This is a genomic window from Massilia sp. IC2-278 (genome assembly GCF_020708045.1).
Classification (GTDB): domain Bacteria; phylum Pseudomonadota; class Gammaproteobacteria; order Burkholderiales; family Burkholderiaceae_D; genus Telluria.
Genome location: NZ_JAJFES010000001.1, coordinates 154,505 through 174,537 on the forward strand (window position 1 = coordinate 154,505; position 20,033 = coordinate 174,537).

Annotated in this window: 19 protein-coding genes; 13 read left to right on the plus strand and 6 right to left on the minus strand. The window is 67.4% G+C overall.

Features of this window, described 5'->3' with window-relative positions:
* The first annotated feature begins 222 nt into the window (after nt 1-222).
* Both LK540_RS00685 and LK540_RS00690 read left to right on the plus strand, forming a co-directional pair.
* Nucleotides 223-3,399: an EAL domain-containing protein gene (locus LK540_RS00685; protein ID WP_229435021.1), complete on the plus strand. Its 3,177-nt coding sequence runs from the start codon at nt 223-225 to the stop codon at nt 3,397-3,399.
* Nucleotides 3,356-5,680: a molybdopterin cofactor-binding domain-containing protein gene (locus tag LK540_RS00690; RefSeq protein ID WP_229435023.1), complete on the plus strand. Its 2,325-nt coding sequence runs from the start codon at nt 3,356-3,358 to the stop codon at nt 5,678-5,680. The genes LK540_RS00685 and LK540_RS00690 overlap by 44 nt, the downstream gene beginning before the upstream one ends.
* A gap of 6 nt (nt 5,681-5,686) precedes the next feature.
* On the opposite strand, the gene LK540_RS00695 is transcribed toward LK540_RS00690, so the two are convergent.
* From LK540_RS00695 to LK540_RS00705, 3 genes are all read right to left on the minus strand, one after another.
* Complete coding sequence (locus LK540_RS00695) at nt 5,687-6,208, minus strand: nuclear transport factor 2 family protein (protein ID WP_229435025.1); 522 nt, start codon at nt 6,206-6,208, stop codon at nt 5,687-5,689.
* Between the two features lie 75 nt (nt 6,209-6,283).
* Complete coding sequence (locus LK540_RS00700; protein ID WP_229435027.1) at nt 6,284-7,465, minus strand: putative sulfate/molybdate transporter; 1,182 nt, start codon at nt 7,463-7,465, stop codon at nt 6,284-6,286.
* A gap of 9 nt (nt 7,466-7,474) precedes the next feature.
* Nucleotides 7,475-8,569 (minus strand): substrate-binding domain-containing protein, encoded by a 1,095-nt coding sequence (locus tag LK540_RS00705; RefSeq protein WP_229435029.1) that lies wholly within the window; start codon nt 8,567-8,569, stop codon nt 7,475-7,477.
* 109 nt (nt 8,570-8,678) lie between these two features.
* Here LK540_RS00705 and LK540_RS00710 point away from each other — a divergent pair, with 109 nt between their 5' ends.
* The 4 genes from LK540_RS00710 (at nt 8,679) to LK540_RS00725 (ending at nt 11,175) form a co-directional block, all read left to right on the plus strand.
* Complete coding sequence (locus tag LK540_RS00710) at nt 8,679-9,497, plus strand: substrate-binding domain-containing protein (protein ID WP_229435031.1); 819 nt, start codon at nt 8,679-8,681, stop codon at nt 9,495-9,497.
* A gap of 34 nt (nt 9,498-9,531) precedes the next feature.
* The gene (locus LK540_RS00715) at nt 9,532-10,347 is read left to right on the plus strand and encodes a substrate-binding domain-containing protein (RefSeq protein ID WP_229435033.1); all 816 of its coding nucleotides are present in this window, start codon (nt 9,532-9,534) and stop codon (nt 10,345-10,347) included.
* A gap of 1 nt (nt 10,348) precedes the next feature.
* A complete protein-coding gene (locus LK540_RS00720; protein ID WP_229435035.1) occupies nt 10,349-10,891 on the plus strand; it encodes a molybdopterin-dependent oxidoreductase in 543 nt (180 codons plus the stop codon).
* Between the two features lie 65 nt (nt 10,892-10,956).
* Nucleotides 10,957-11,175 (plus strand): hypothetical protein, encoded by a 219-nt coding sequence (locus LK540_RS00725; protein WP_229435037.1) that lies wholly within the window; start codon nt 10,957-10,959, stop codon nt 11,173-11,175.
* Nucleotides 11,176-11,202: 27 nt separating this feature from the next.
* On the opposite strand, the gene LK540_RS00730 is transcribed toward LK540_RS00725, so the two are convergent.
* Nucleotides 11,203-11,628, minus strand: coding sequence for a thioredoxin family protein (locus tag LK540_RS00730; protein WP_229435039.1), 426 nt, complete (start codon nt 11,626-11,628; stop codon nt 11,203-11,205).
* A 101-nt stretch (nt 11,629-11,729) separates the two neighbouring features.
* Between LK540_RS00730 and tsaB the strand changes: the two genes are divergently transcribed.
* Genes tsaB through LK540_RS00750 form a run of 4 tightly spaced genes read left to right on the plus strand, consistent with a single transcriptional unit; the run spans nt 11,730 to nt 14,899 of the window.
* Nucleotides 11,730-12,452 carry a tRNA (adenosine(37)-N6)-threonylcarbamoyltransferase complex dimerization subunit type 1 TsaB gene (tsaB, locus tag LK540_RS00735; RefSeq protein ID WP_229435041.1) on the plus strand — a complete coding sequence of 241 codons (723 nt, stop codon included), beginning with the start codon at nt 11,730-11,732 and terminating at the stop codon, nt 12,450-12,452.
* Nucleotides 12,449-12,916 carry a ribosomal protein S18-alanine N-acetyltransferase gene (rimI, locus tag LK540_RS00740; RefSeq protein WP_229435043.1) on the plus strand — a complete coding sequence of 156 codons (468 nt, stop codon included), beginning with the start codon at nt 12,449-12,451 and terminating at the stop codon, nt 12,914-12,916. Before tsaB ends, rimI begins: the two co-directional genes overlap by 4 nt.
* A gap of 2 nt (nt 12,917-12,918) precedes the next feature.
* Nucleotides 12,919-13,950 carry a uracil-DNA glycosylase gene (locus tag LK540_RS00745; protein WP_229435045.1) on the plus strand — a complete coding sequence of 344 codons (1,032 nt, stop codon included), beginning with the start codon at nt 12,919-12,921 and terminating at the stop codon, nt 13,948-13,950.
* Nucleotides 13,931-14,899, plus strand: a complete 969-nt coding sequence (locus LK540_RS00750; protein WP_229435047.1) for a DUF1853 family protein — start codon at nt 13,931-13,933, stop codon at nt 14,897-14,899. Before LK540_RS00745 ends, LK540_RS00750 begins: the two co-directional genes overlap by 20 nt.
* A 287-nt stretch (nt 14,900-15,186) precedes the next feature.
* Here LK540_RS00750 and lplT read toward each other — a convergent pair whose 3' ends face one another.
* Nucleotides 15,187-16,437, minus strand: coding sequence for a lysophospholipid transporter LplT (gene lplT / locus LK540_RS00755; RefSeq protein WP_229435049.1), 1,251 nt, complete (start codon nt 16,435-16,437; stop codon nt 15,187-15,189).
* Nucleotides 16,438-16,596: 159 nt separating this feature from the next.
* On the opposite strand from lplT, the gene alr reads away from it, so the two are divergent.
* The 3 genes from alr to LK540_RS00770 all read left to right on the plus strand — a co-directional run bounded on the left by alr (nt 16,597) and on the right by LK540_RS00770 (nt 19,536).
* A complete protein-coding gene (alr, locus tag LK540_RS00760; protein WP_229435051.1) occupies nt 16,597-17,706 on the plus strand; it encodes an alanine racemase in 1,110 nt (369 codons plus the stop codon).
* The gene (gene radA, locus LK540_RS00765) at nt 17,699-19,078 is read left to right on the plus strand and encodes a DNA repair protein RadA (RefSeq protein ID WP_229435053.1); all 1,380 of its coding nucleotides are present in this window, start codon (nt 17,699-17,701) and stop codon (nt 19,076-19,078) included. The genes alr and radA overlap by 8 nt, the downstream gene beginning before the upstream one ends.
* Before the next feature lie 140 nt (nt 19,079-19,218).
* On the plus strand, nt 19,219-19,536 hold the full coding sequence (locus LK540_RS00770) for a PilZ domain-containing protein (RefSeq protein ID WP_374041305.1): 318 nt from the start codon (nt 19,219-19,221) through the stop codon (nt 19,534-19,536).
* Nucleotides 19,537-19,676: 140 nt separating this feature from the next.
* Here the strand turns inward: LK540_RS00770 and LK540_RS00775 are convergent, their stop codons facing one another.
* On the minus strand, nt 19,677-19,847 hold the full coding sequence (locus LK540_RS00775) for a hypothetical protein (RefSeq protein ID WP_229435057.1): 171 nt from the start codon (nt 19,845-19,847) through the stop codon (nt 19,677-19,679).
* Nucleotides 19,848-20,033: the final 186 nt, after the last annotated feature.

Here is a 20,033-nt window from a genome sequence, read left to right on the forward strand (position 1 = left end):
CGTTTCGACAATACCTGAGCACGGTTGAAGCCCGGCTGTAGTATTGACGCGCCGTGTGCGATCATGGAGCCGACACCGGCAGTCGCCATGCGTGCAGCGACTAGCGGTGTCAGGTGGTTGTGCCGCTCCAACGCATGGTGACTGGTGGCAATTAACTGTGCATAATCGTGGGCTTTCGCACACCCGACAGCCGGCCGAGCCGGCCCACATTACCGCGGCCCGATGATGTCCCCGATTGACTTGCGCGCACTTCCGTCCAGACTGAGCCGTTTATACGGCAGCTCGGTCTACGGCGCGCTCATCATCGTGGTGGTCTGCGGCCTGGTGATCCCGGCCCTGGCTGCCGGCTACCTGTTGCTGGCGGTGCAGGAACGGCGCGCCACCGTGGCCGAACTCGACGCCACCCTGCAGCGCAATGCCGAAATTCTCGCCCTCGGCATCCAGGAATCGCTCTGGAACATGAACACCGATGCCGCCCGCTCGCTGGTCGATTCGGTGATGCGCGACCCCTCGGTGGTGCGGATCGAGGTGCGCGGCGTGGCCGGCAGCGCCGGCGCCGGCCTGATCGACGCCCGCGCGCCGGCACGTCCGCTGGGCCGGGTGCTGCGCGCCGAGCGCCGGATCGTGGTGCGCGGCCAGCCGATCGGCCAGGTGATCATCGAGATGGACGACCTGCAAAGCGAGCAGGGGCTGCGCCACAAGCAGCGCAACTACGCGCTGGTGCTGGCGCTGCAGGTGGTGCTGTCGCTGGCGCTCATCGTGACCTTCCTGCGGCGCCGCCTGCACCGCCCGATGCGCGCGCTGTCCGCCTTTTCCGACCGCCTCTCGCGCGGCGACTTCGATACTCCGCTCGAACTCGAGGCCAAGGGCGAACTGGCGCGGCTCGGGCGCCAGATGGAGCGCATGCGCACCGCGATCCGCACCCTGTTCGTCGACATCGCGCGCCGCGAGGAGCAGTTCCGCACCATCGTCAACCAGGTGCCGGGCGCCGTGTTCCGCGCCCACCCCGGCGGCGCCATCGAGTTCGTCAGCGACGCCATTGAGGACATCTCGGGCTACCCGGCCGCGAAGCTGATGCGCGGCACCACCGAGGACTGGTCGAACATCGTCTGTCCCGAAGACCGGCGCCTGCAGCGCCGCATCACGCGCGAGGCGATCAATACCGGGCGCAGCTACGAAATCGAATACCGCATCGTCGACGCCCATGGCCTGGAGCGCTGGGTGATGGAAAGCGGCCAGCCGCAGGGCCGGCCGGGCGACCCCGATTTCCGCGTCGACGGCATCATCTCCGACATCAGCGAGCGCAAGCACAACGAAATGCGCATCGAGGCGCTGCTGGTCGAGCAGGGCGCGATCCTCGACAACGTGATGTTCGGCGTGGTGTTTACGCGCGAACGGCGCATCGTCTCGACCAACCGCCGCGCCGAAGACCTGTTCGGCTACCCCGACGGCAGCCTGGTCGGCCAGCCGGCATCGAGGCTGTTCGCCAGCCAGGACGAGCATGCGCGCGCCGAGGATGTGTTTTTCCCGATTCTGGCACGTGGAGCGGACGCGCGCCACGAGCGCCAAATGCGGCGCCGCGACGGCAGCCTGCTATGGTGCCTGGTGAGCGGCAGCTCGCTCGTGCCCGGCCACCCGGAGGCGGGGAACGTTTGGGTCTTCGCCGACATCTCCGAGCGCAAGGAAGCGGAAGAAGAGCTGGCCCTGTCGGCCACCGTGATCGCCCACATCGCCGACGGCGTGATGGTGACCGACACCGACGGCATCGTCGTCGCGGTGAACCCGGCCTTCACGACGATCACCGGCTATACCGAAGCCGAGGCGATCGGCCAGCCCTGGGACATGACCCGTTCGAGCCGCCATGACGATGCGTTCTACACGAACCTGGCGCAGGAACTGCAGACCGGCGGCTTCTGGCGCGGGGAAGTCTGGTCCTGCCGCAAGGACGGCGAGGTCTTTCTCGAGTGGCTGACGGTATCGGCGGTGCGCAACAACGAGGGCGTGCTGACCCATTACGTGGGCGTGTTCAGCGACATCACGCGCCTGAAGGAATCGCAGGAGCAGCTCGACTTCCTGGCCCACCACGATCCGCTCACCGGCCTGCCGAACCGCCTGCTGTTCCAGGACCGCCTGCTGCATGCGATCGGCCGCGCGGCGCGCGAGAGCCAGCAGCTGGCCGTGATGTTCATCGACCTCGACCGCTTCAAGAACGTCAACGACACGCTCGGGCACCAGACCGGCGACCGGCTGTTGAAAGAGGTCGCAAGCGCCCTGAGCGGGCGATTGCGCGAGGGCGACACCCTGGCGCGCCTGGGCGGCGACGAATTCGTCGTCCTGCTCGAACACGTGGATGGCCAGTACGGCGCGACCCAGGTGGCGCAGAAGATGGTGGCGCTGTTCGAGCAGCCTTTCCTGGTCTCCGGCCACGAGCTGTTCGTCACCGGCAGCATCGGCGTGGCCCTGTATCCGCAGGACGCGCTCGATGCGAACCTCCTGATCCGCCATGCCGACGTGGCCATGTACCAGGCCAAGGCGCGCGGGCGCAACGGCTACCAGTTCTATTCGCCGGCCATGGACGGCGAGGGCGTGGAGCGCCTGCGCATGGAAGCGCTGCTGCGCCGCGCCATCGAGCGCCAGGAGATTTTTCTTCAATATCAGCCGCAGGTGGAAATCGACAGCGGCCGCCTGATCGGGGTCGAGGCGCTGGTGCGCTGGCGCCATCCCGAGCTGGGGCTGGTGAGTCCGGCGCGCTTCATCCCGATGGCCGAGGACACCGGCTTCATCAACCAGCTGGGCGAATGGGTGCTGATCGAGGCCTGCCACCAGATGGCGCGCTGGGACGCGGCCGGCCTGCAGGTGCCGAAGATGGCGGTGAACCTGTCGGTGCGCCAGGTCGAGCGCGGCGCGATGACGCCGCTGGTTGCGCGCGCGCTGGCGGCGACCGGCCTGGCGCCGCGCCGGCTGCAGCTGGAGGTGACCGAATCGGTCATCATGAACACCGGCGACGCCGCCGCCTTCATCGGCGAGCTGCACGGTCTGGGCGTGGGGCTGGCGATCGACGACTTCGGCACCGGCTACTCGTCGCTGGCCTACCTGAAGCAGCTGCCGGTGGACGTGCTGAAGATCGACCGCAGCTTCATCAAGGACATCCCGGCCGATGCCGACGACGAGGCGATCGCGATCGCCATCATCCAGCTGGGCAAGAGCATGAACCTCTCGGTGATCGCCGAGGGGGTGGAAAACGAACAACAGGCAGCCTTCCTGCTGCGCCACGGATGCAACCGGGCGCAGGGGTTCCTGTACGGACGGCCGCTGGGGCCGGAAGCGCTGCTGGCAGACTGGGGACAGGACACGCATGAGAGACAATCCGAGCAACACGAGCATCGATCCAGCTCCTGAGCCTGCGCAGCATGGGGCGCCGCGCCGTTCGCGCCGACGCTTCTTGCTGGGCGGCCTGCTGGGGAGCGGCGCGCTGCTGGTCGGCTGGGGCATGCAGGCGCCGCGCCAGCGCCTGCATACTTCGGTGCCGCTGCCGGTCGAGAAGGGTGTGGTGGCGTTGAACGGCTGGGTCGCGCTGCATCCCGACGGCACGGTGTCGGTGGTGGTGCCGCGCAGCGAAATGGGACAGGGCGTGCACACGGCCCTGCCGATGCTGGTAGCCGAGGAGCTCGACATGCCGCTGGCGCGGGTAGACATCGCGCCGGCGCCGATCGACAAGATCTTCGGCAACCTGGCGGTGCTGCGCGAGAACCTGCCCTTCCACCCCGACGAGCGCGGCAACGTGAAGGACGGCGTGCAGTGGATGCTGTCGAAGGTCGGGCGCGAACTCGGCATCATGTTCACCGGCGGTTCGACCAGCGTCAAGGATGCCTGGGCGCCGATGCGCGAAGCCGGCGCCGTGGCGCGCGCCATGCTGGTGAAGGCCGCGGCCGAGGACTGGAAATCGCCGGTCGCGCATTGCCGCACCGAGGACGGCTACGTGATCCACCGCGATGGCCGCCGCGCGGCGTACGCCAGCCTGGCGGCACGTGCGGCCGAGGTGGGCGCCGGTATCGATGCGTCGGATGTGAAGCTGAAGGAGCCGCGCGCATTCCGCCTGATCGGCAAGCCGGTGCCGCGCCGCGATACGCCCGGCAAGGTCGATGGCAGCGCGCGCTTCGGTATCGATGCGCGGCCTGAAGGCATGCTGTACGCGGCGGTGAAGATGTCGCCGGTGATCGGCGGCACCGTCGCCTCGTTCGACGCCGCGGCCGTGACAGGCATGGCGGGCGTGACCGGCGTGGTCGACTTTTCGTCGTCGCTGGGCGCGTTCTCGGGCGCCGGCGCCGGCGTGGCCGTGGTGGCGCGCAGCTGGTGGCAGGCGAAGCAGGCCGCCGCCGGGCTGCCCGTCACCTGGAACGAGGGCGCGCATGCCAGGCTGTCGTCGGAAGCGATCTACCGGGGCCTTGCCGAGTCGCTCGACAACGAGTCGGGCTACGCCTATTTCGAATCCGGCACCCAGGACGTGCGCGGCGTGGCCCGCACCGTGAGCGCCGAATACCGCGCGCCTTTCCTGGCCCACGCCACCATGGAACCGGTGAACTGCACCGCGCAGGTGGCGAACGGCAAGGTGCGCCTGTGGGCCTCGACCCAGGTGCCGAGCATCGCGGTCGACGTGGCCGCCAAGGTAGCCGGCGTGGCGCGCGAGGACGTCGCCATCGAGGTGATGCTGCTGGGCGGTGGCTTCGGGCGCCGGCTGGAAGGCGACATGGTGGCGCAGGCAGTCGCGGTGGCCATGGCCAGCCATGGCAAGCCGGTGCAGCTGATCTGGACCCGCGAGGACGACACCAGCCACGACGTCTACCGCCCGGCGGCGCTGGCGCGCTTCACGGCGCGGCTCGATGCGCAAGGGCGTATCCTCGCCTGGAACAACAAGTCGGCCAGCGGCGCCATCGGCCACCAGTACTTCCCGCGCAACCTGGGCCTGCCCGGCATGGGGCCGGACAAGACCACGGCCGAGGGCGAGTACGACATGCAGTACGAGATCGAGAACCAGCGCATCGCCCACGTGATCGTCGACAGTGCCGTACCGCTCGGCTACTGGCGTTCGGTGGGGCACTCGCACAATGCCTTTTTCAAGGAGGCTTTTCTCGACGAAGTGGCGCATGCGGCGGGGCAGGACGGCGTGGCTTACCGGCGCGCGCTGCTGGCCCGGCACCCGCGCCACCTGGCGGTGCTGGAAGCTGCCGTGCGCGCTGCCGGCGAGGCGCCGAGCGGGCGCGCGCATGGCGTGGCGCTGCACCAGTCCTTCGGCAGCATCGTGGCGCAGGTGGCCGAGGTGTCGGTGGAGGGGACGGACATCCGCGTGCACCGCGTGGTGTGCGCGATCGATTGCGGTATCGTGGTGAACCCGAACATCGTGGCCCAGCAGATGGAGTCGGCGGTGGTGTTCGGTCTGTCGGCGGCGCTGGCCGGCGAGATCACCATCCAGGACGGGCGCGTGCAGCAGTCGAACTTCGGCGACTACCCGGTGCTGCGCATGGACCGCACGCCCGTGGTCGAGACCATCATCGTGCCGAGCGCCGAGCCGCCCGAGGGCGTGGGCGAGCCGGGCGTGCCGCCGCTGGCGCCGGCCGTGGCGGCGGCGGTGTTCGCATTGACGGGGAAACGCCTGCGCAGCTTGCCGCTGCGCCTGGCCTGAGGGTGCTCAGCGCGGGTTCGGATTCTCTTGCGCCGACCAGACCACGGCGGCGATCTTCCAGCCGGCGTCGGTGCGCAACAGCTGCCAGCTTTCCTTGCCCCAGGCGCTCTTGTAGTCGCCGGTCATGAAGGCGAAATCGAACCAGACCTGGGCGATCTCGCCGTCGGTATCGATGCGCACGTTGGAGATGACCTCGGAGCGCGCCTGTTTCGACCTGGCGATGCTGTCGATGAAGGTCCTGGGGCTGCCGCCCTGGACCCGGGTCGCCAGGGGAATGTTCGGGTCTTTCAGGCTGGCGTTGTAGCGTTTGACGCTGTCGTCGGTGTAGACGACGTTCCAGGTGATATCTTCGCGCAGGAAGAGCTGCATGAAGGCGGCCGGGTCCTTGTCGGTGATCGCGGTGCGGAAGCGCTCGACCACCTGTTCGATCTGCCGTTTGCTGGCATCGGTATCCTGGGCGAACGCCGGCAGAGGAGGCAAGGAAAAGAGTCCAACGGCGAGTACGACGGCGGAAAGCGCGGTTCTCATCTGGTATATCTCCTTGTTCAGCGGCACTGCGGCTGCTTATTATGGAATAAAATATTGCTAAATACTAGCATTGGATTATTCCTTTTTGTGGAAATATTCGGCAGTGTCAGACCGCCGGCAGATCCAGTGCGCCGCCACGCCAACCACCAGCCCCAGCCCGACATTCCACAGGGCCGCCGCCGCCGTCAGCGCCACCGGCAGCAGCACACGCCAGTCGCGCGTGCGCGGCGCGTTGCCGATTGCCAGCCGCGCGCCGGTGAGGAACAGGATCGCGCCCAGCACTGCTGCCGGTACGGCCTGCAGCAGGAAACCGATGGCGCCGCTGAAGCACAAGGCGAGCACCACCAGCGTGGCGCCGAAGATGACCGGTGCGCCGCCGCTGCGGGCGCCGAAGGCGGCGTAGGCCGCCATGCCGCCGGCGCCGTGGCACATCGGCACGCCGCCGATGGCGCCGCCGGCCAGGTTCATCACGCCGGTCGACACCGACACCTTGCGCACGCTGGTGGCGCGGTCCGGGAACAGGCGGTTGTTTTCCTCAGTGACGCCGATGACGGCATTCCCCAACGTCAGCGGCAGCTGGGGCAGGGCCAGCAGCAGGGTGCCGGTGACGAAATCCGTCCAGTGCAGGTCCATCACGGCCAGCGCGGGCAGGCGCAGGTGCAAGCCGAACGACGCGCCCTCCCACAGCGCCGGCTGGCGCAGCACGCCATAGGCCAGGCCGCCGATGAGCAGGACCAGCATCGCCGGGAACAGCCGGCTGTTCCTCAGTATCACGGCCAGCGCCAGCGCCGCCACGGCCGCCAGCCAGTCGCTGCCCATCATGCGCAGGCCCTGCAGCATGAAGGAGATGCCCAGGCCCAGCATCACGCCCAGCACCGCTTCGCGCGGGATCATGCGCGCCAGGCGGCTGGCGGCGCCGCTCAGTCCCAACAATAGCCACAGCACCCCGGTGACCAGGCTGGCCGCGACGATTGCGCCGACGGAAATCGTGGCTGCCTGTGCCAGCGCGACCGCGCCGACCGCCTTCATCGGCTGCACCGGCAGCGGCGTGCGGTAGAGCAAGCCGCAGGCGACCAGGGCCAGGCCGAAGGCGAGCAGGATGCCGACCGGGTCCATTCCGAGCACGCTCACGTAGGCGACCACGTAGGGAATGAAGGTGCCGAGGTCGGCCAAGGCGGCGGCCCACTCGGCGCGGTCGAAGCGCAGCGGCGCCCGGGCCATGTCCGCTTGCACGGCTTGCGGCAGCTCTTCATTCATACCGGCTCGTCACTTGGGTTTGCGGAAGGAATACCAGGGCAGGGCGCGGCTCAGCGACACGACCTGGCCGGCGCCGGTGGTGTCGTAGCCGGGCAGGTCCGCCGTCAGGCTTTGCCACTCGCTGCGCGCCAGCAGTTCGCGCAATGCCGCGATCGGCGCGGCGTCGACGGCTTCCTTCAGGCAGACAAAATAATACTGCTCGCGCATCACTGGAATGAAATCCAGCCCGAACTCGACGGCGGCGGCCTGGATGCCGAAGCCGGCATCGGCCAGGCCCGAGGCCACCGCCGCGGCCACCGACAGATGGGTCGGCTCGGCGGTATCGAAGCCGCGCACGCTGGTGGTGGCAATCGCCGCCTGGCGCAGCAGCTGTTCCACCAGCAGCCGGGTGCCGGAATTGACTTGCCGGTTCACGAAGCGCACGTCCGGGCGCGCCAGGTCCGGCACGGCGTGGATGGCTTTCGGGTTGCCGCGCGCGACCATCAATCCCTGCTGGCGGCCGACGAAGTTGATCAGTTTGTGGCGCCCCGGTTTCAGCAGCGACTTGAAGGCCTTCTGGGTCATGCTGCCGGGCGCGCGGTCTTCGCTGACGTGGAAGCCCGCCAGCTGGCATTCGCCGCGTTCCAGTGCTTCCAGGCATTCGACGCTGCCGCGAAACTGCAGGTCCAGGTGCAGCTTGGCGCTGCGGCCCATGAATTCCTTCAGGCGCGGCAGGGCCAGGTCGTGGCTGGCGTACATTGGGATCACGTGGGCGCCCGGGTCGAAGGCGAGCGCGAACTCGCGTTCCATCTCGGCCACCAGGTTCTCGATCTGCGGCAGCACGCGCATGCGCGCACGGCGCTCGGCAAACAGCAGCTTTTCGCCGAACGGCGACAGGCGCGCGCGCTTGCCGCGTTCCCAGACGATGAGTTCCGAGGCCAGCGCGGATTCCCACTTTTTCAGCTCGCCCCACACGTGGCGGTAGGACAGGCCGAGCGTGATTGCCGCCTGGCCGACCGAACCCGCACCGTGGATCGCCGTCAGGATGTCGAACAAGGGATTGTCGAGCTGGGAGCGCAGGGCGGCCGAATCGGCGAAGGTGTAGGCAAGCTTAACGTGCAACATATGCAATCATGTTCATATTGAAAGTTTCTGAGGGCGGCTTACCATAGCACATCGATAGGACACCGAGGGATGCCATGGGGCGGGATAGTAGCAAGCGCACGAGGCGAGCATGAAGCGTGCAGGCGGCGCGCTGGCGCTGGCCGCGCTGTTGCCATCGCTGCTGCCCTCGGCGGCGCTGGCGCAGGAAAGCGAACCGGCACAGCCTGCGTCCGCGAGCGCACCCGTGCTGCTCGCCGCCGGCAGCCTGCGCCAGGCCTTTGGCGACCTCCTGGCCGCCTATCGCGCCTCGGGCGGCGCCACCTTCGACGCCCGGTACGGCCCTTCCGGCAAGCTGCGCAAGGAAATCGAGGGCGGACGCCAGGCCGATGTGTTCGCCTCGGCGGCCAGCGAACACACCGAAGCACTGGCGAAAAGCGGCCTGCTGGGCGAATCGGCGGTGTTCACCCATAACGACCTGTGCGTGGTCTCGACGCCGCAGGCCGGCCTGCGCGCCGAGAACCTGCTCGACACCCTGCGCTCTCCGGCGCTGCGCCTGGCGACATCGACCCCGGTCAGCGACCCGATGGGCGACTACACCTGGCAGTTCTTCCGCAAGGCCGACGCGCAGCAGCCCGGCCTGTACGCCGTGCTCGATGCCAAGGCCCTGAAGCTGTCGGGCGCCGCCAATCTCGACCCGAATAGCACGCTGCCCTACATCACGGCCTTCGAGCAGGACCGCGCCGACGCCTACATCATGTACTGCACGAATGCCGTGCTGGTGACGCAGGCCTTGCCGCGCCTGGCGACGCTGCGCATTCCCGACAGCCTGAACGTGCGCAGCAGCTATGGCATCGCGGCGCGCAAAGGGTCGGGCGAGGGCGAGCGCCTGCTGCGCTTCGTACTGGGCCGGCAGGGCCAGGACATCCTGCGCAAATACGGATTCCATTGAACACACTTAAGCACGTCAACCTAGAGAGAGAAGCATGACCCACCTGAAGAAACACCTTGCCGTACTCGGCTTCCTGCTGGCTGCGGCCGTACCGGCGTTCGCGCAGCAAGTCATCAAGCTGTCGACCACCACCAGCACCGAGAACTCGGGCCTGCTGCAATACCTGCTGCCGAAGTTCGAGGCCAAGACCAATTCCAAGGTCAACGTAATCTCGGTCGGCACCGGCAAGGCGCTGGAACTGGCGAAGAACGGCGACGTCGACGTGACCCTGGTGCACGCGCGCTCCAGCGAAGACAAGTTCGTGGCCGAGGGCCATGGCGTGAACCGGCGCGACGTGATGTACAACGACTTCATCATCGTCGGTCCGGAAAGCGACCCGGCGAAGATCAAGGGCAGCAAGGACGTGCTCGACGCGATGAAGAAGATCACCGCCAGCCGCGCCAAGTTCATCTCGCGCGGCGACAATTCCGGCACCGACCAGATGGAGCGTGCCTACTGGAAGCAGGTGGGCAGCCAGCCGCAGGGCGCCAACTACGTGTCGGCCGGCCTCGGCATGGGCGAAGTGCTGACCATGGCCGCCGAACTGCGCGCCTATACGCTCACCGACCGCGCCACCTACATCGCCTACCGCGCCAAGACCGGCCTGCAGATCGCGGTCGAGGGCGACACCAAGATGTTCAACCCCTACGGCATCATCGCCGTGAATCCGAAGAACTTCCCGCAGGCGAACTACAAGGGCGCGATGCAGCTGGTCGAGTGGATCACCTCGCCGGAAGGCCAGGGCCTGATCGCCGCGTTCAAGGTCGAAGGCCAGCAGGTCTTCTTCCCATCGTACAAAGGCGGTAAGTAAGATGGCGCGCGCCGGCGGTCCTGGATGGCGTGTCGGGTTCTTCCTTCCGCTGCTGCTGGCGGCCGGCCTCGCGTTTGCGCAGGACAGTGGCGTCGAGGTGAAGATCGGTGAATCGGCGGCGCGCCGCTTCACCCAGGCCGAGATCGCCGCGCTGCCGCAGACCGAACTGGTCGAGACCCGCAGCATCGGCGCCGGCGCCAAGGCCGAGCAGGCCGAGGTGCGCTACCGTGGCGTGCTGCTGCGCGACCTGCTCGACGCGGCCGGCGTGCAAAAGCTCGACCGCTACGCGCTGCGCCATTCCGGCGTGGCCGTGCGCGCGACCGACAACTACGCGGTGCTGTTTTCCTGGGGTGAGCTCTACAACGGCCGCGCCGGCGACAGCGTGCTGGTCATCACCAGCATGAACGGCAAGCCGCTGCCGCCCGCCGAAGGACCGTACGCGCTGCGTTCGCTGTCCGACACGAAGCCGGGACCGCGCCACGTGAAATGGCTGAACCGGATCGAGTTCTTCACGCTGCCGAAACAGGCTTTGCCGCAAGGCTAGGTGACGCCGTGTGACGCCGGGCTGTGCCAGACTGGCGTCATCGAACATCCCGCAAGGAGCGTCACATGAGCACCAATAATCAGCCTACCGACATCCAGCCTGCCGAAGACCGCAACCCCGAAGACGCGGCGCAAGGGGCACGGGCCGAAGCCGGGGCCATCCAGCCCTCCCATCCATCGTCCGACGCGGTCGACGGCCTGAAGGACAAGAAGCCCGAGGAACTCACGCCGGAGGAATTGCGCCTGATGGCCGACACCATGCCGGGCGAAGGGCCGGGCGACTGAATCTTTCCGGCTTGTTCGACGCAGGCCTCAGCTGGCGTCCTGCAGCAGGGTGCGCAAGTTGCAGTCGCGCTGCCACGTGCGCCGCTCGGCGCTGGACTGGGCCAGGCGCGCCAGTTCGGCGGGCGCCAGCTCGGCCTGGGCCTTGACCAGGCGCTCGGCCACGGCGGGATCGGGCAGCATGGTGCCGAAGAAGGCGACCGTGTCGTCGCGCTGGACCAGCAGGGTAGGGAAGTTCTCGACGTCGAGGTCGCCCACCACGTCGGCCTGGTCCTCGATGTCGATCCAGACGAAGACCTTGTCCGGGTGGCGCGCGGCGATGCCTTCGAAGGCGGCGCGGTAGCCGCTGCAGGTGCCGCACCAGGCGGCGCACAGGCAGGCGACGACCCAGCGCTCGCCGGCAATGGCGTCGGCGACGGCGTCGCGGTTGTCGTTGTCGAGTGTCAGGCTATGCATGGGCGAATTCTACATCGCGCGGACGAATCCGGCAGCATCGGTATCGGGCGGCAGCCGTGGCCGGTCCTTGGTCGCCATCCCGCGGCGCGGTAAAATACCGCATGCCTATCATCCTTGCCATCGAAACCTCGTCGGAACTCGCCTCGTGCGCGCTGCTTATTGACACCCATCGCGGTTCCCAAGTCCTGTCGCGCGAATCCGGCGGCGTGCGCACCCATTCCCAGTCCGTGCTGCCGATGGTGCAGGAACTCCTGGTTGAGGCCGGCATCAAGCTGGCCGATTGCGAGGCGGTCGCCTTTGGCGCCGGCCCCGGTTCGTTCACCGGCGTGCGCACCGCCTGCGGCGTGGCCCAGGGCCTCGCCTTTGGCGCCGAATTGCCGGTGATTCCGCTGGTGACGCTGGCCGCCATGGCCGAAGCCTGCCGCGCCCGTACTGGCGCCGCCGAGGTGCTGGCGGTGCTCGACGCGCGCATGAACGAGGTTTATTGGGCGCAGTACCGTTACGATGGCGCTCGCTGGACCACGGTCGCCGAGCCGGCCTTGTGCGCGCCGGAAGCGGTGCAGCCGCTGGCGACCGATGGCCTGGCCGCCTGCGGCAACGGTTTCGCGGCCTATCCGCAAGCCTTCGAGGGCAAGGACTTTGCCATCGGCGCCCATGCCGATATCGTGCCGCATGCGCGCGACCTGGCCGTGCTGGCCGCGCCGGCGCTGGCCACGGGCCAGGCCCTGCCGGCCGCCGAAGCCCAGCCGCTCTACCTGCGCAACAAGGTCGCCTACACCAGCGCCGAGCGCCAGGCGATCAACGCTGCCAAGGCCGGCGCATGACGGGCATGCAGCACGCCAGCCTGGCCCTGGCCCCGATGGAGGCCGGCGACGTCGACGAGGTGTACGCGCTCGAATGCAGCGTGTTCCCGCATCCCTGGACGCGCGGGAACTTCGTCGACTGCATCGCCAGCGGCTACGACGCCTGGGTCGCGCGCGACGCCGGCGGCAAGCTGGCCGGCTACTTCCTGCTGATGTACGCGCTCGACGAGGCCCACCTGCTCGACGTGGCGGTGGCCGGCGAGCGCCATGGCACGGGCCTCGGGCGCTGGTTGCTCGACACCCTCGGCGCCCGCGCCTGCGCCTGCGGCGCCGAATCGGTACTGCTCGAAGTGCGGCCCTCGAACGAACGGGCCCTGCACGTGTACACGCGCTACGGTTTCAGGGAGATCGGCCGGCGCAAGGGGTATTATCCGGCGCATGAGGGCAAGCGCGAGGATGCGATCGTGATGAGGCTGGACTTATGAACATGAGCGAACGCGACGAGGTCTTCCTGCAGGAGATGGGCATTGCGCCGCTGTGGCGCCTGCGCCGCCAGCCGCAGGAAGACGCGCAGCCGGTAGCGGCGCAGGGTGCGGATGCTGCGCCGGAAGGCAACGCGGCGGCGGCCGAAGCCCCGGTGGCTGCACCGGCGCCTGCACCTGCGCCGGCGCCGGCCCCTGCACCTGCGCCGGCGCCGGCCCCTGCACCTGCACCTGCGCCGGCCCCTGCACCTGCACCTGCGCCGGCCCCCGTAGCGGCGGCCCCCGCATCCGCTCCGGCACCGGCCCCGGGCTTCATCCCGCCGCCGCCGCGCGATCCGGCCTGGGGCGAGGTACCGATGACCTCGGCTCCACCGCCCCCCGCCTGGGCGCCGCCGCCACCGCCCGCGCCGATCGAGGAAGACACCGGTCCCTCGGTCGAGGAGATCGCGCGTATGGACTGGGACGAATTGCGCACCGCGATCGCCACCTGCAAGCGCTGCGGCGCCTGCAAGGGCGGCGACGGCGCCCGCAAGCCGGTGTACGGCGCCGGCGCGCGCCAGGCACGCTGGTTCGTGGCCGCCGGCGCCACCTCGAGCGCCGACGAAAAGGCCGGCCAGCCGCTGTCGGGCGAGGCCGGCAAGCTGCTGGACAACATGCTGGCCGCGGTCGACCTCTCGCGCCCGGACACGGTCTACGTGACCAGCCTGGTCAAGTGCCGTCCGGCCAGCGCCAATGGCGGCGACCGCGCGCCCACCTTCGAGGAAGCGGCGGCCTGCCGTCCCTTCCTGGAGCGCGAGCTGGCGCTTACCGGGGCATCGACCGTGCTGACCCTCGGCCAGATCGCCGCCAACGGCCTGCTCGGCAAACCCCTGCAGGAGCCGCTGGCCGGTTCGCGCGGCGCCGTGCACGCGCTGGGCGAGGCCGACCTGGTGGCGACCCTGCATCCGGGCGAGCTGCTGCGCCGCGGGGCCGACAAGGCCCTGGCCTGGACCGACTTGTGCCGCGCGCGGGCTGCGCATGCGCGACGGGGCCGATAGTTACCAGTCGAGCTTCCACCGCCGCTGGTCCCACCTGCGGCGCGCACGGGTGCGGGCGCTGGCCTGGCTGCTCGACTCTCCCGACCTGCTCGACGGCGCCGCTCCGCACTGGCAGGGCCGCATCGCCTCGCTCGGGCCGGTAACGGAGGAGGCGGCGCGCTGGCTAGTCGGCCTCGACCACGATCCTTCCGCGCTCGACGCCGCGCTCGGCCCGCGCGTCTACACCCGCCTCGGGCTGTACGCGGAAAAGCTGATGGCCTTTTATTTCCAGCACCAGGGCCGCCTGGTCGAACACGGCCTGCAGGTGCGCGCCAGCCGCAACGACACCGTCGGCGAGTTCGACTTCCTGCTCGATGCCGGGCGGGATGCGCTGGAACACATCGAGTTCGCCACCAAGTTCTATCTGCTGCAGGGCGGGCAGGGGCAGGAATTCGACGCCCTGGTCGGTCCGAACCTGGCCGACAGCCTGGGCGCCAAGATGCGCAAGATCTTCGAGCGCCAGCTGGAGCTGGGCGCGCATCCGGCGGCCCAGGCCCTGCTGCCACGCCCGGTCACGGTGGCGCGGGCGCTGGTGAAGGGCTGGCTGTTCTATCCGGCCGGCAGCTGGGCGGCGATGAGCGGCATCACGGCCGGCCACTGCCGCGGCTTCTGGTGCGCGCTGAACGAACTCGACGCGACCGGAGCCGATGCCTTCCTGATCCTGCCCAAGCTGCAATGGCTGGCGCCGTTCCGCGCCACGCAGGCTGCCGGGCTATTGAATCGTGCGCAGCTGCATGCGGAGCTGGAGGCGCAGTTCGAGGAATCGGGATCGCCGGTGCTGGTGGCGGTAGTGCGTGAAACACCGGGCTACGTGGAAGAGATCGAGCGCGGGTTCATCGTACCGAACGATTGGCGCGAGCGGGCGGCGCTGCGTTATCCGGCGAATGTGAGTCGAAATATTGTTTGGTAATATTGCAATATTAGCAAATATTATTTGCAGCTGCGCATTATTTGCCGTCTTATGGCGGGTGATGCGTGGTGATGTCGTTATGACGAATGGCCTCGACCGTAGGGTGGGCACTCCGTGCCCACGCGGTACGTGCGTTTGCAGGTATTGTTGGCCGCACCGTCATCGCTCGCTACCGTCCGCAGTACTGCTGACGTCAGCGGGCGAAGTTTTGATGCACGTATCCGAGAGATAGACACGTAACCGCGTGGGCACAGAGTGCCCACCGTACGGGAGACGTCGCGGGCCGATCAGTGCTTATGCTCGCCAATCAACGCCAGCGAATCATGCTGCTTCTGGTTCAGCTGATGCCGCCGCAGGATCAGGTAAGTGATGCCCGCAATCGACAGCCCGAAGATCACGATAATCACGTTCAGGTTGAGGTTCAGGGTGATCATGATCGCGTACATCGCCAGCATGGTCAGGATCGACAGGTTCTCGTTGAAGTTCTGCACCGCGATCGAGTGCCCCGCGCTCATCAACACGTGGCCGCGGTGCTGCAGCAGCGCGTTCATCGGCACCACGAAGAAGCCCGACAGGAAGCCGATCATGGCCAGCAGCGGGTAGGCGATGATCACGTCGTGCACGAACACCATCACGGTCACGATCAGGCCCATGAAGATCCCCATCGGGATCACGGTCAGCGATTTCTTCAGCGGGATCATCTTCGCGGCCAGCGCCGCGCCCACCGCCACGCCGATCGCAACAACGCCGATCAGGCTGGTGGCTTTATCCAGCGGCATGTGCAGCGAGCGCTCGGCCCACTTCAGCACGATGAACTGCAAGGTCGCGCCCGCGCCCCAGAACAGGGTGGTCACGGCCAGCGAAATCTGGCCCAGCTTGTCTTTCCACAGCGTGGCCGAGCAGTTGGCGAAGTCGGCGATCAGCTTCATCGGATTGCGCTCCTGGTGCTCGTAGCGCGCGCCGGTGTCGGGGATGCGCAGGTTGAAGAGCGCAGCCAATATATAGATGAACACCACCACGGCCATCGCCGCTTCGCTGGTGCTGTCGATGCCGGGAATGCCGAAGCCGAGCAGCAGGCGTGAGCCGGCGTCGCTGACCAGGGCGCCGCCGAGCACGGTGCCGAAGATGATCGACATCACGGTCAGGCCCTCGATCCAGCCGTTGGCGGCGACGAGTTTTTCCGGTGGCAGGAGTTCGGTCAGGATGCCGTACTTGGCCGGCGAATACACGGCCGCGCCGAAGCCGACCACGGCGTAGGAGAGCAGGGGATGGACGGTCAGGAACATCAGGCCGCAGCCGAAGATCTTGATCAGGTTCGCGATGAACATCACGCGGCCCTTGAGCAGCGAATCGGCAAAGGCGCCGACGAAGGCGGCCAGCAGCACATAGAACAGCACGAACGACAGCTTCAGCAACGGCGTCAGCGATGCCGGGGCGTTCATCGTCACCAGGATGTCAATGGCTACGAACAGCAGCGCATTGTCTGCCAGCGACGAGAAGAACTGCGCCGCCATGATGGTGTAGAAACCACGGTTCATCGAAAGTATCTGAAAACAAGTCTGGGTTGCTTTATACCATGAAAGGGTGGCTCGCCAAAGAATTCACCCCGGCAGAAAGGGGGGCTGTCCGGTAAAATAGAGCCTTTCACCTAATACCGTTTCTCTTCTTTTTCCGGTCTCTTTCCCCATATAGTTGCCATGCCACGCCCCCTCTGCGCCACCATTCACCTCGATTCGATGCAGCATAACCTGGCCCGCGCCCGTGCCTGCGCCCCGCAGTCCAAGGCCTGGGCCGTGGTGAAGGCGAACGCCTATGGCCACGGCCTGGAACGCGGCATGAAGGGCTTCGCCCAGGCCGACGGCCTGGCCCTGATCGAAACCGAGAATGCCCTGCGCCTGCGCGAACTCGGCTGGACCAAGCCGATCCTGCTGCTGGAAGGGATCTTCGATGCCTCCGACGTGCCGCTGCTGGCCGAGCACGACATCAACAGCACCGTGCACTCGCTCGAGCAGATCAAGATGCTGGAATACACCCAGCTGTACCGCCCGATCGACGTGCACCTGAAGATGAACACCGGGATGAACCGTCTCGGTTTCCGCCCCGACGAATACGCCGCCGCCTACAAGCGCCTGCGCGCGATCCCGGGCGTGCGCAACATCACCCACATGACCCACTTCGCGAACGCCGACGAACTGGAACACCCGCGCCTGACGATTTCCGAGCAGGTGCGGCGCTTCCGCACCGGCGTCGAGGGCCTGGGCGGCGAGCGCAGCCTGTCGAATTCGGCCGGCGTGCTGCACCAGGAAGTGCTGGCCCAGGAACTGCAGAACGACTGGGTCCGTCCCGGCATCATGCTGTACGGCGGCACCCCGGGCGGTGGGCGTACGGCGCACGACTTCGGCCTGCGCCCGACCATGACATTGAGCAGCGAGATCATCGCGATCCAGCAGCTGGAAGCCGGCGACACCGTCGGCTACGGCAGCCGCTTCGAGGCGACCGGCGCCATGCAGGTGGGCGTGGTGGCCTGCGGCTATGCCGACGGCTACCCGCGCCACGCGCCGCACGGCACCCCGGTGATCGTCGACGGCATGCGCACCAGCGTGGTGGGGCGGGTGTCGATGGACATGATGACGGTGGACCTGACGCCGGTCGCCAACGCCCGCGTCGGCAGCAAGGTCACCCTGTGGGGCGACGGCTTGCCGATCGACGAGGTGGCAGCAGCTTCCGGCACCATCGGCTATGAATTGATGTGCGCACTCGCGCCGCGCGTGCGCGTGAGCGAAGGACGGATGGGAACCCATGGCTAAGGCAAAGACCCAGTTTGTGTGCAGCGAATGCGGCAGCGTCAGCAGCCGCTGGATGGGCCAGTGCCCGGACTGCAAGGCCTGGAACACGCTGGTCGAGTCGGCGGTGGAAACCGCGGGCGTGAACCGCATGTCGCAGACCAGTCACCACAAGGCGCTGGCGCAGACGGCGCCGGTGCTGTCGCTGGCCGACATCGAAGCCATCGACGTGCCGCGCTTCGGCACCGGCATCGAGGAATTCGACCGCGTGCTCGGCGGCGGCCTGGTGGCGGGTGGCGTGGTGCTGATCGGCGGCGACCCCGGCATCGGCAAGTCGACCCTGCTGCTGCAGGCGCTGGCGAACCTGGCCGCGGTGCGCAGTACTTTATATGTAAGCGGCGAGGAATCCGGCGCCCAGATCGCCCTGCGCGCCAAGCGCCTGGCGGTCGACGCCAAGGAGCTCAAGCTGCAGGCCGAGATCCAGCTCGAGAAAATCCTCGGCACCCTGGCCGATTTGAAGCCGGAAGTGGCGGTGATCGACTCGATCCAGACCCTGTATTCGGACGCGCTGACCGCCGCCCCCGGCTCGGTGTCGCAGGTGCGCGAATGCGCGGCCCAGCTGACCCGCGTGGCGAAGCAGACCGGCGTCACCATCATCCTGGTTGGCCACGTGACGAAAGAGGGCGCGCTGGCCGGGCCGCGCGTGCTGGAACACATCGTCGACACCGTGCTGTACTTCGAGGGCGATACCCAGTCGAGCTTCCGCCTGGTGCGGGCGATTAAAAACCGTTTCGGCGCGGTGAACGAGCTGGGCGTGTTCGCCATGACCGAAAAGGGCCTGAAGGGCGTGTCGAATCCGTCGGCGCTGTTCCTGTCGCAGCACGACAGCCAGGTGCCGGGTTCCTGCGTGATGGTTACGCAAGAGGGCACGCGCCCGCTGCTGGTGGAAATCCAGGCCCTGGTCGACGCCAGCCACCTGCCGAATGCGCGCCGGCTGTCGGTGGGCCTGGAACAGAACCGCCTGGCGATGCTGCTGGCGGTGCTGCACCGCCATGCCGGTATCGCCGCCTTCGACCAGGACGTGTTCATCAACGCGGTGGGCGGCGTGAAGATCGCCGAGCCGGCGGCCGACCTGGCCGTGCTGCTGGCGATTAACTCGTCGATGCGCAACAAGCCGCTACCGCGCGGGTTGGTCGTCTTCGGCGAAGTCGGCCTGGCCGGCGAAATCCGCCCGGCGCCGCGCGGCCAGGAGCGCCTGAAGGAAGCGGCCAAGCTGGGCTTCTCGGTGGCGATCATCCCGAAGGCCAACGTGCCGAAGCAAAAGATCGAGGGCATGAACATCATTGCCGTCGAGCGCATCGACCAGGCCTTCAGCAAGCTGCGCGAGCTGGACTGAGCTCCATCCTCCCAAGATTGCGCGCGTGCCGCGCCCGCGCGCGGCCCCGTATTGACCCACGGCGGCGGCCCGTATTGACTGACGGGTCCGCCGCTTTTTACCTATAATGGGTATCGTTCCATAGGCAAGTTGGTGAATTCGTGACAGAACAAAGGCAGTCCCCCCGTAAAGTATTCAAGACCCGCGCCATGCTCGCCGTCGAAGGCAGCGCTCCGGTGCTGGGCCGTACCACCGACATCAGCGCCCAGGGCGTCAGTATCAACCTGCCGAACCCGGTGCCGGCAGGGCAAACGGCGCAATTGCGATTCGACCTGCTGGTCGATGGCAACATCGTTCCCATCAACACCCGCGTCAAGGTCACGCACTGCATCCTCAGCCACGGCGAATTCAAGGCCGGCTTCCAGTTCCTGAACCTGGACCTGGGCGCGATGACCTCGCTGGCGCGCTTTTTACGCTAAGCTGCGCTGCGCTAAGCTTACGTCGAGACACATCGCGCAGCATGCGCCTTGCATGGCCGGTTCCAAAGCGAAGCGGCGAGCGCCCGTGGGCCTCGCCGCTTTTTGTCGTCTTGACGTCTGGCCCCGTGATGGGCCATGCACTATTCGTGATAGTGATCGCGCAGGGCTTCCGAACTGCCGCCGACTTCCTGGAAGATTTCGTAGGCAATCAGGCCAACCATGCCGCTGATGATAGCAAACACAAACATGTTAAACATATAACAAAAACGCTCTTCAGCATTCCCTCCATCGAGTTGATATGCCTTGAGCATAGCAGTCGCCGGTGTATTTACAAGAGCGCGGCAGGCCGATTTTTTGCACCCGGGGCCGCTTGACAAGTCGCCTGCCGGGGCCGCTTGCCAGGGGAGTCAGGATAGGTGTCATCAATTGTGTGACGGCCATTCCTGTAACACGGCACTATGGCGCGGACCGCGTTTCGCGGGGCGTGGATGTGGCCG

Bases quoted from the DNA above. Each gene is read 5' to 3' on its own strand.
- LK540_RS00690 (WP_229435023.1), top strand. From the start codon at position 3,356: ATGAGAGACAATCCGAGCAACACGAGCATCGATCCAGCTCCTGAGCCT.
- LK540_RS00695 (WP_229435025.1), bottom strand. From the start codon at position 6,208: ATGAGAACCGCGCTTTCCGCCGTCGTACTCGCCGTTGGACTCTTTTCC.
- LK540_RS00685 (WP_229435021.1), top strand. From the start codon at position 223: ATGATGTCCCCGATTGACTTGCGCGCACTTCCGTCCAGACTGAGCCGT.
- LK540_RS00730 (WP_229435039.1), bottom strand. From the start codon at position 11,628: ATGCATAGCCTGACACTCGACAACGACAACCGCGACGCCGTCGCCGAC.
- LK540_RS00775 (WP_229435057.1), bottom strand. From the start codon at position 19,847: ATGCTCAAGGCATATCAACTCGATGGAGGGAATGCTGAAGAGCGTTTT.
- radA (WP_229435053.1), top strand. From the start codon at position 17,699: ATGGCTAAGGCAAAGACCCAGTTTGTGTGCAGCGAATGCGGCAGCGTC.
- lplT (WP_229435049.1), bottom strand. From the start codon at position 16,437: ATGAACCGTGGTTTCTACACCATCATGGCGGCGCAGTTCTTCTCGTCG.
- alr (WP_229435051.1), top strand. From the start codon at position 16,597: ATGCCACGCCCCCTCTGCGCCACCATTCACCTCGATTCGATGCAGCAT.
- LK540_RS00710 (WP_229435031.1), top strand. From the start codon at position 8,679: ATGAAGCGTGCAGGCGGCGCGCTGGCGCTGGCCGCGCTGTTGCCATCG.
- LK540_RS00720 (WP_229435035.1), top strand. From the start codon at position 10,349: ATGGCGCGCGCCGGCGGTCCTGGATGGCGTGTCGGGTTCTTCCTTCCG.
- LK540_RS00700 (WP_229435027.1), bottom strand. From the start codon at position 7,465: ATGAATGAAGAGCTGCCGCAAGCCGTGCAAGCGGACATGGCCCGGGCG.
- LK540_RS00725 (WP_229435037.1), top strand. From the start codon at position 10,957: ATGAGCACCAATAATCAGCCTACCGACATCCAGCCTGCCGAAGACCGC.
- rimI (WP_229435043.1), top strand. From the start codon at position 12,449: ATGACGGGCATGCAGCACGCCAGCCTGGCCCTGGCCCCGATGGAGGCC.
- LK540_RS00745 (WP_229435045.1), top strand. From the start codon at position 12,919: ATGAGCGAACGCGACGAGGTCTTCCTGCAGGAGATGGGCATTGCGCCG.
- LK540_RS00705 (WP_229435029.1), bottom strand. From the start codon at position 8,569: ATGTTGCACGTTAAGCTTGCCTACACCTTCGCCGATTCGGCCGCCCTG.
- LK540_RS00750 (WP_229435047.1), top strand. From the start codon at position 13,931: ATGCGCGACGGGGCCGATAGTTACCAGTCGAGCTTCCACCGCCGCTGG.
- tsaB (WP_229435041.1), top strand. From the start codon at position 11,730: ATGCCTATCATCCTTGCCATCGAAACCTCGTCGGAACTCGCCTCGTGC.
- LK540_RS00715 (WP_229435033.1), top strand. From the start codon at position 9,532: ATGACCCACCTGAAGAAACACCTTGCCGTACTCGGCTTCCTGCTGGCT.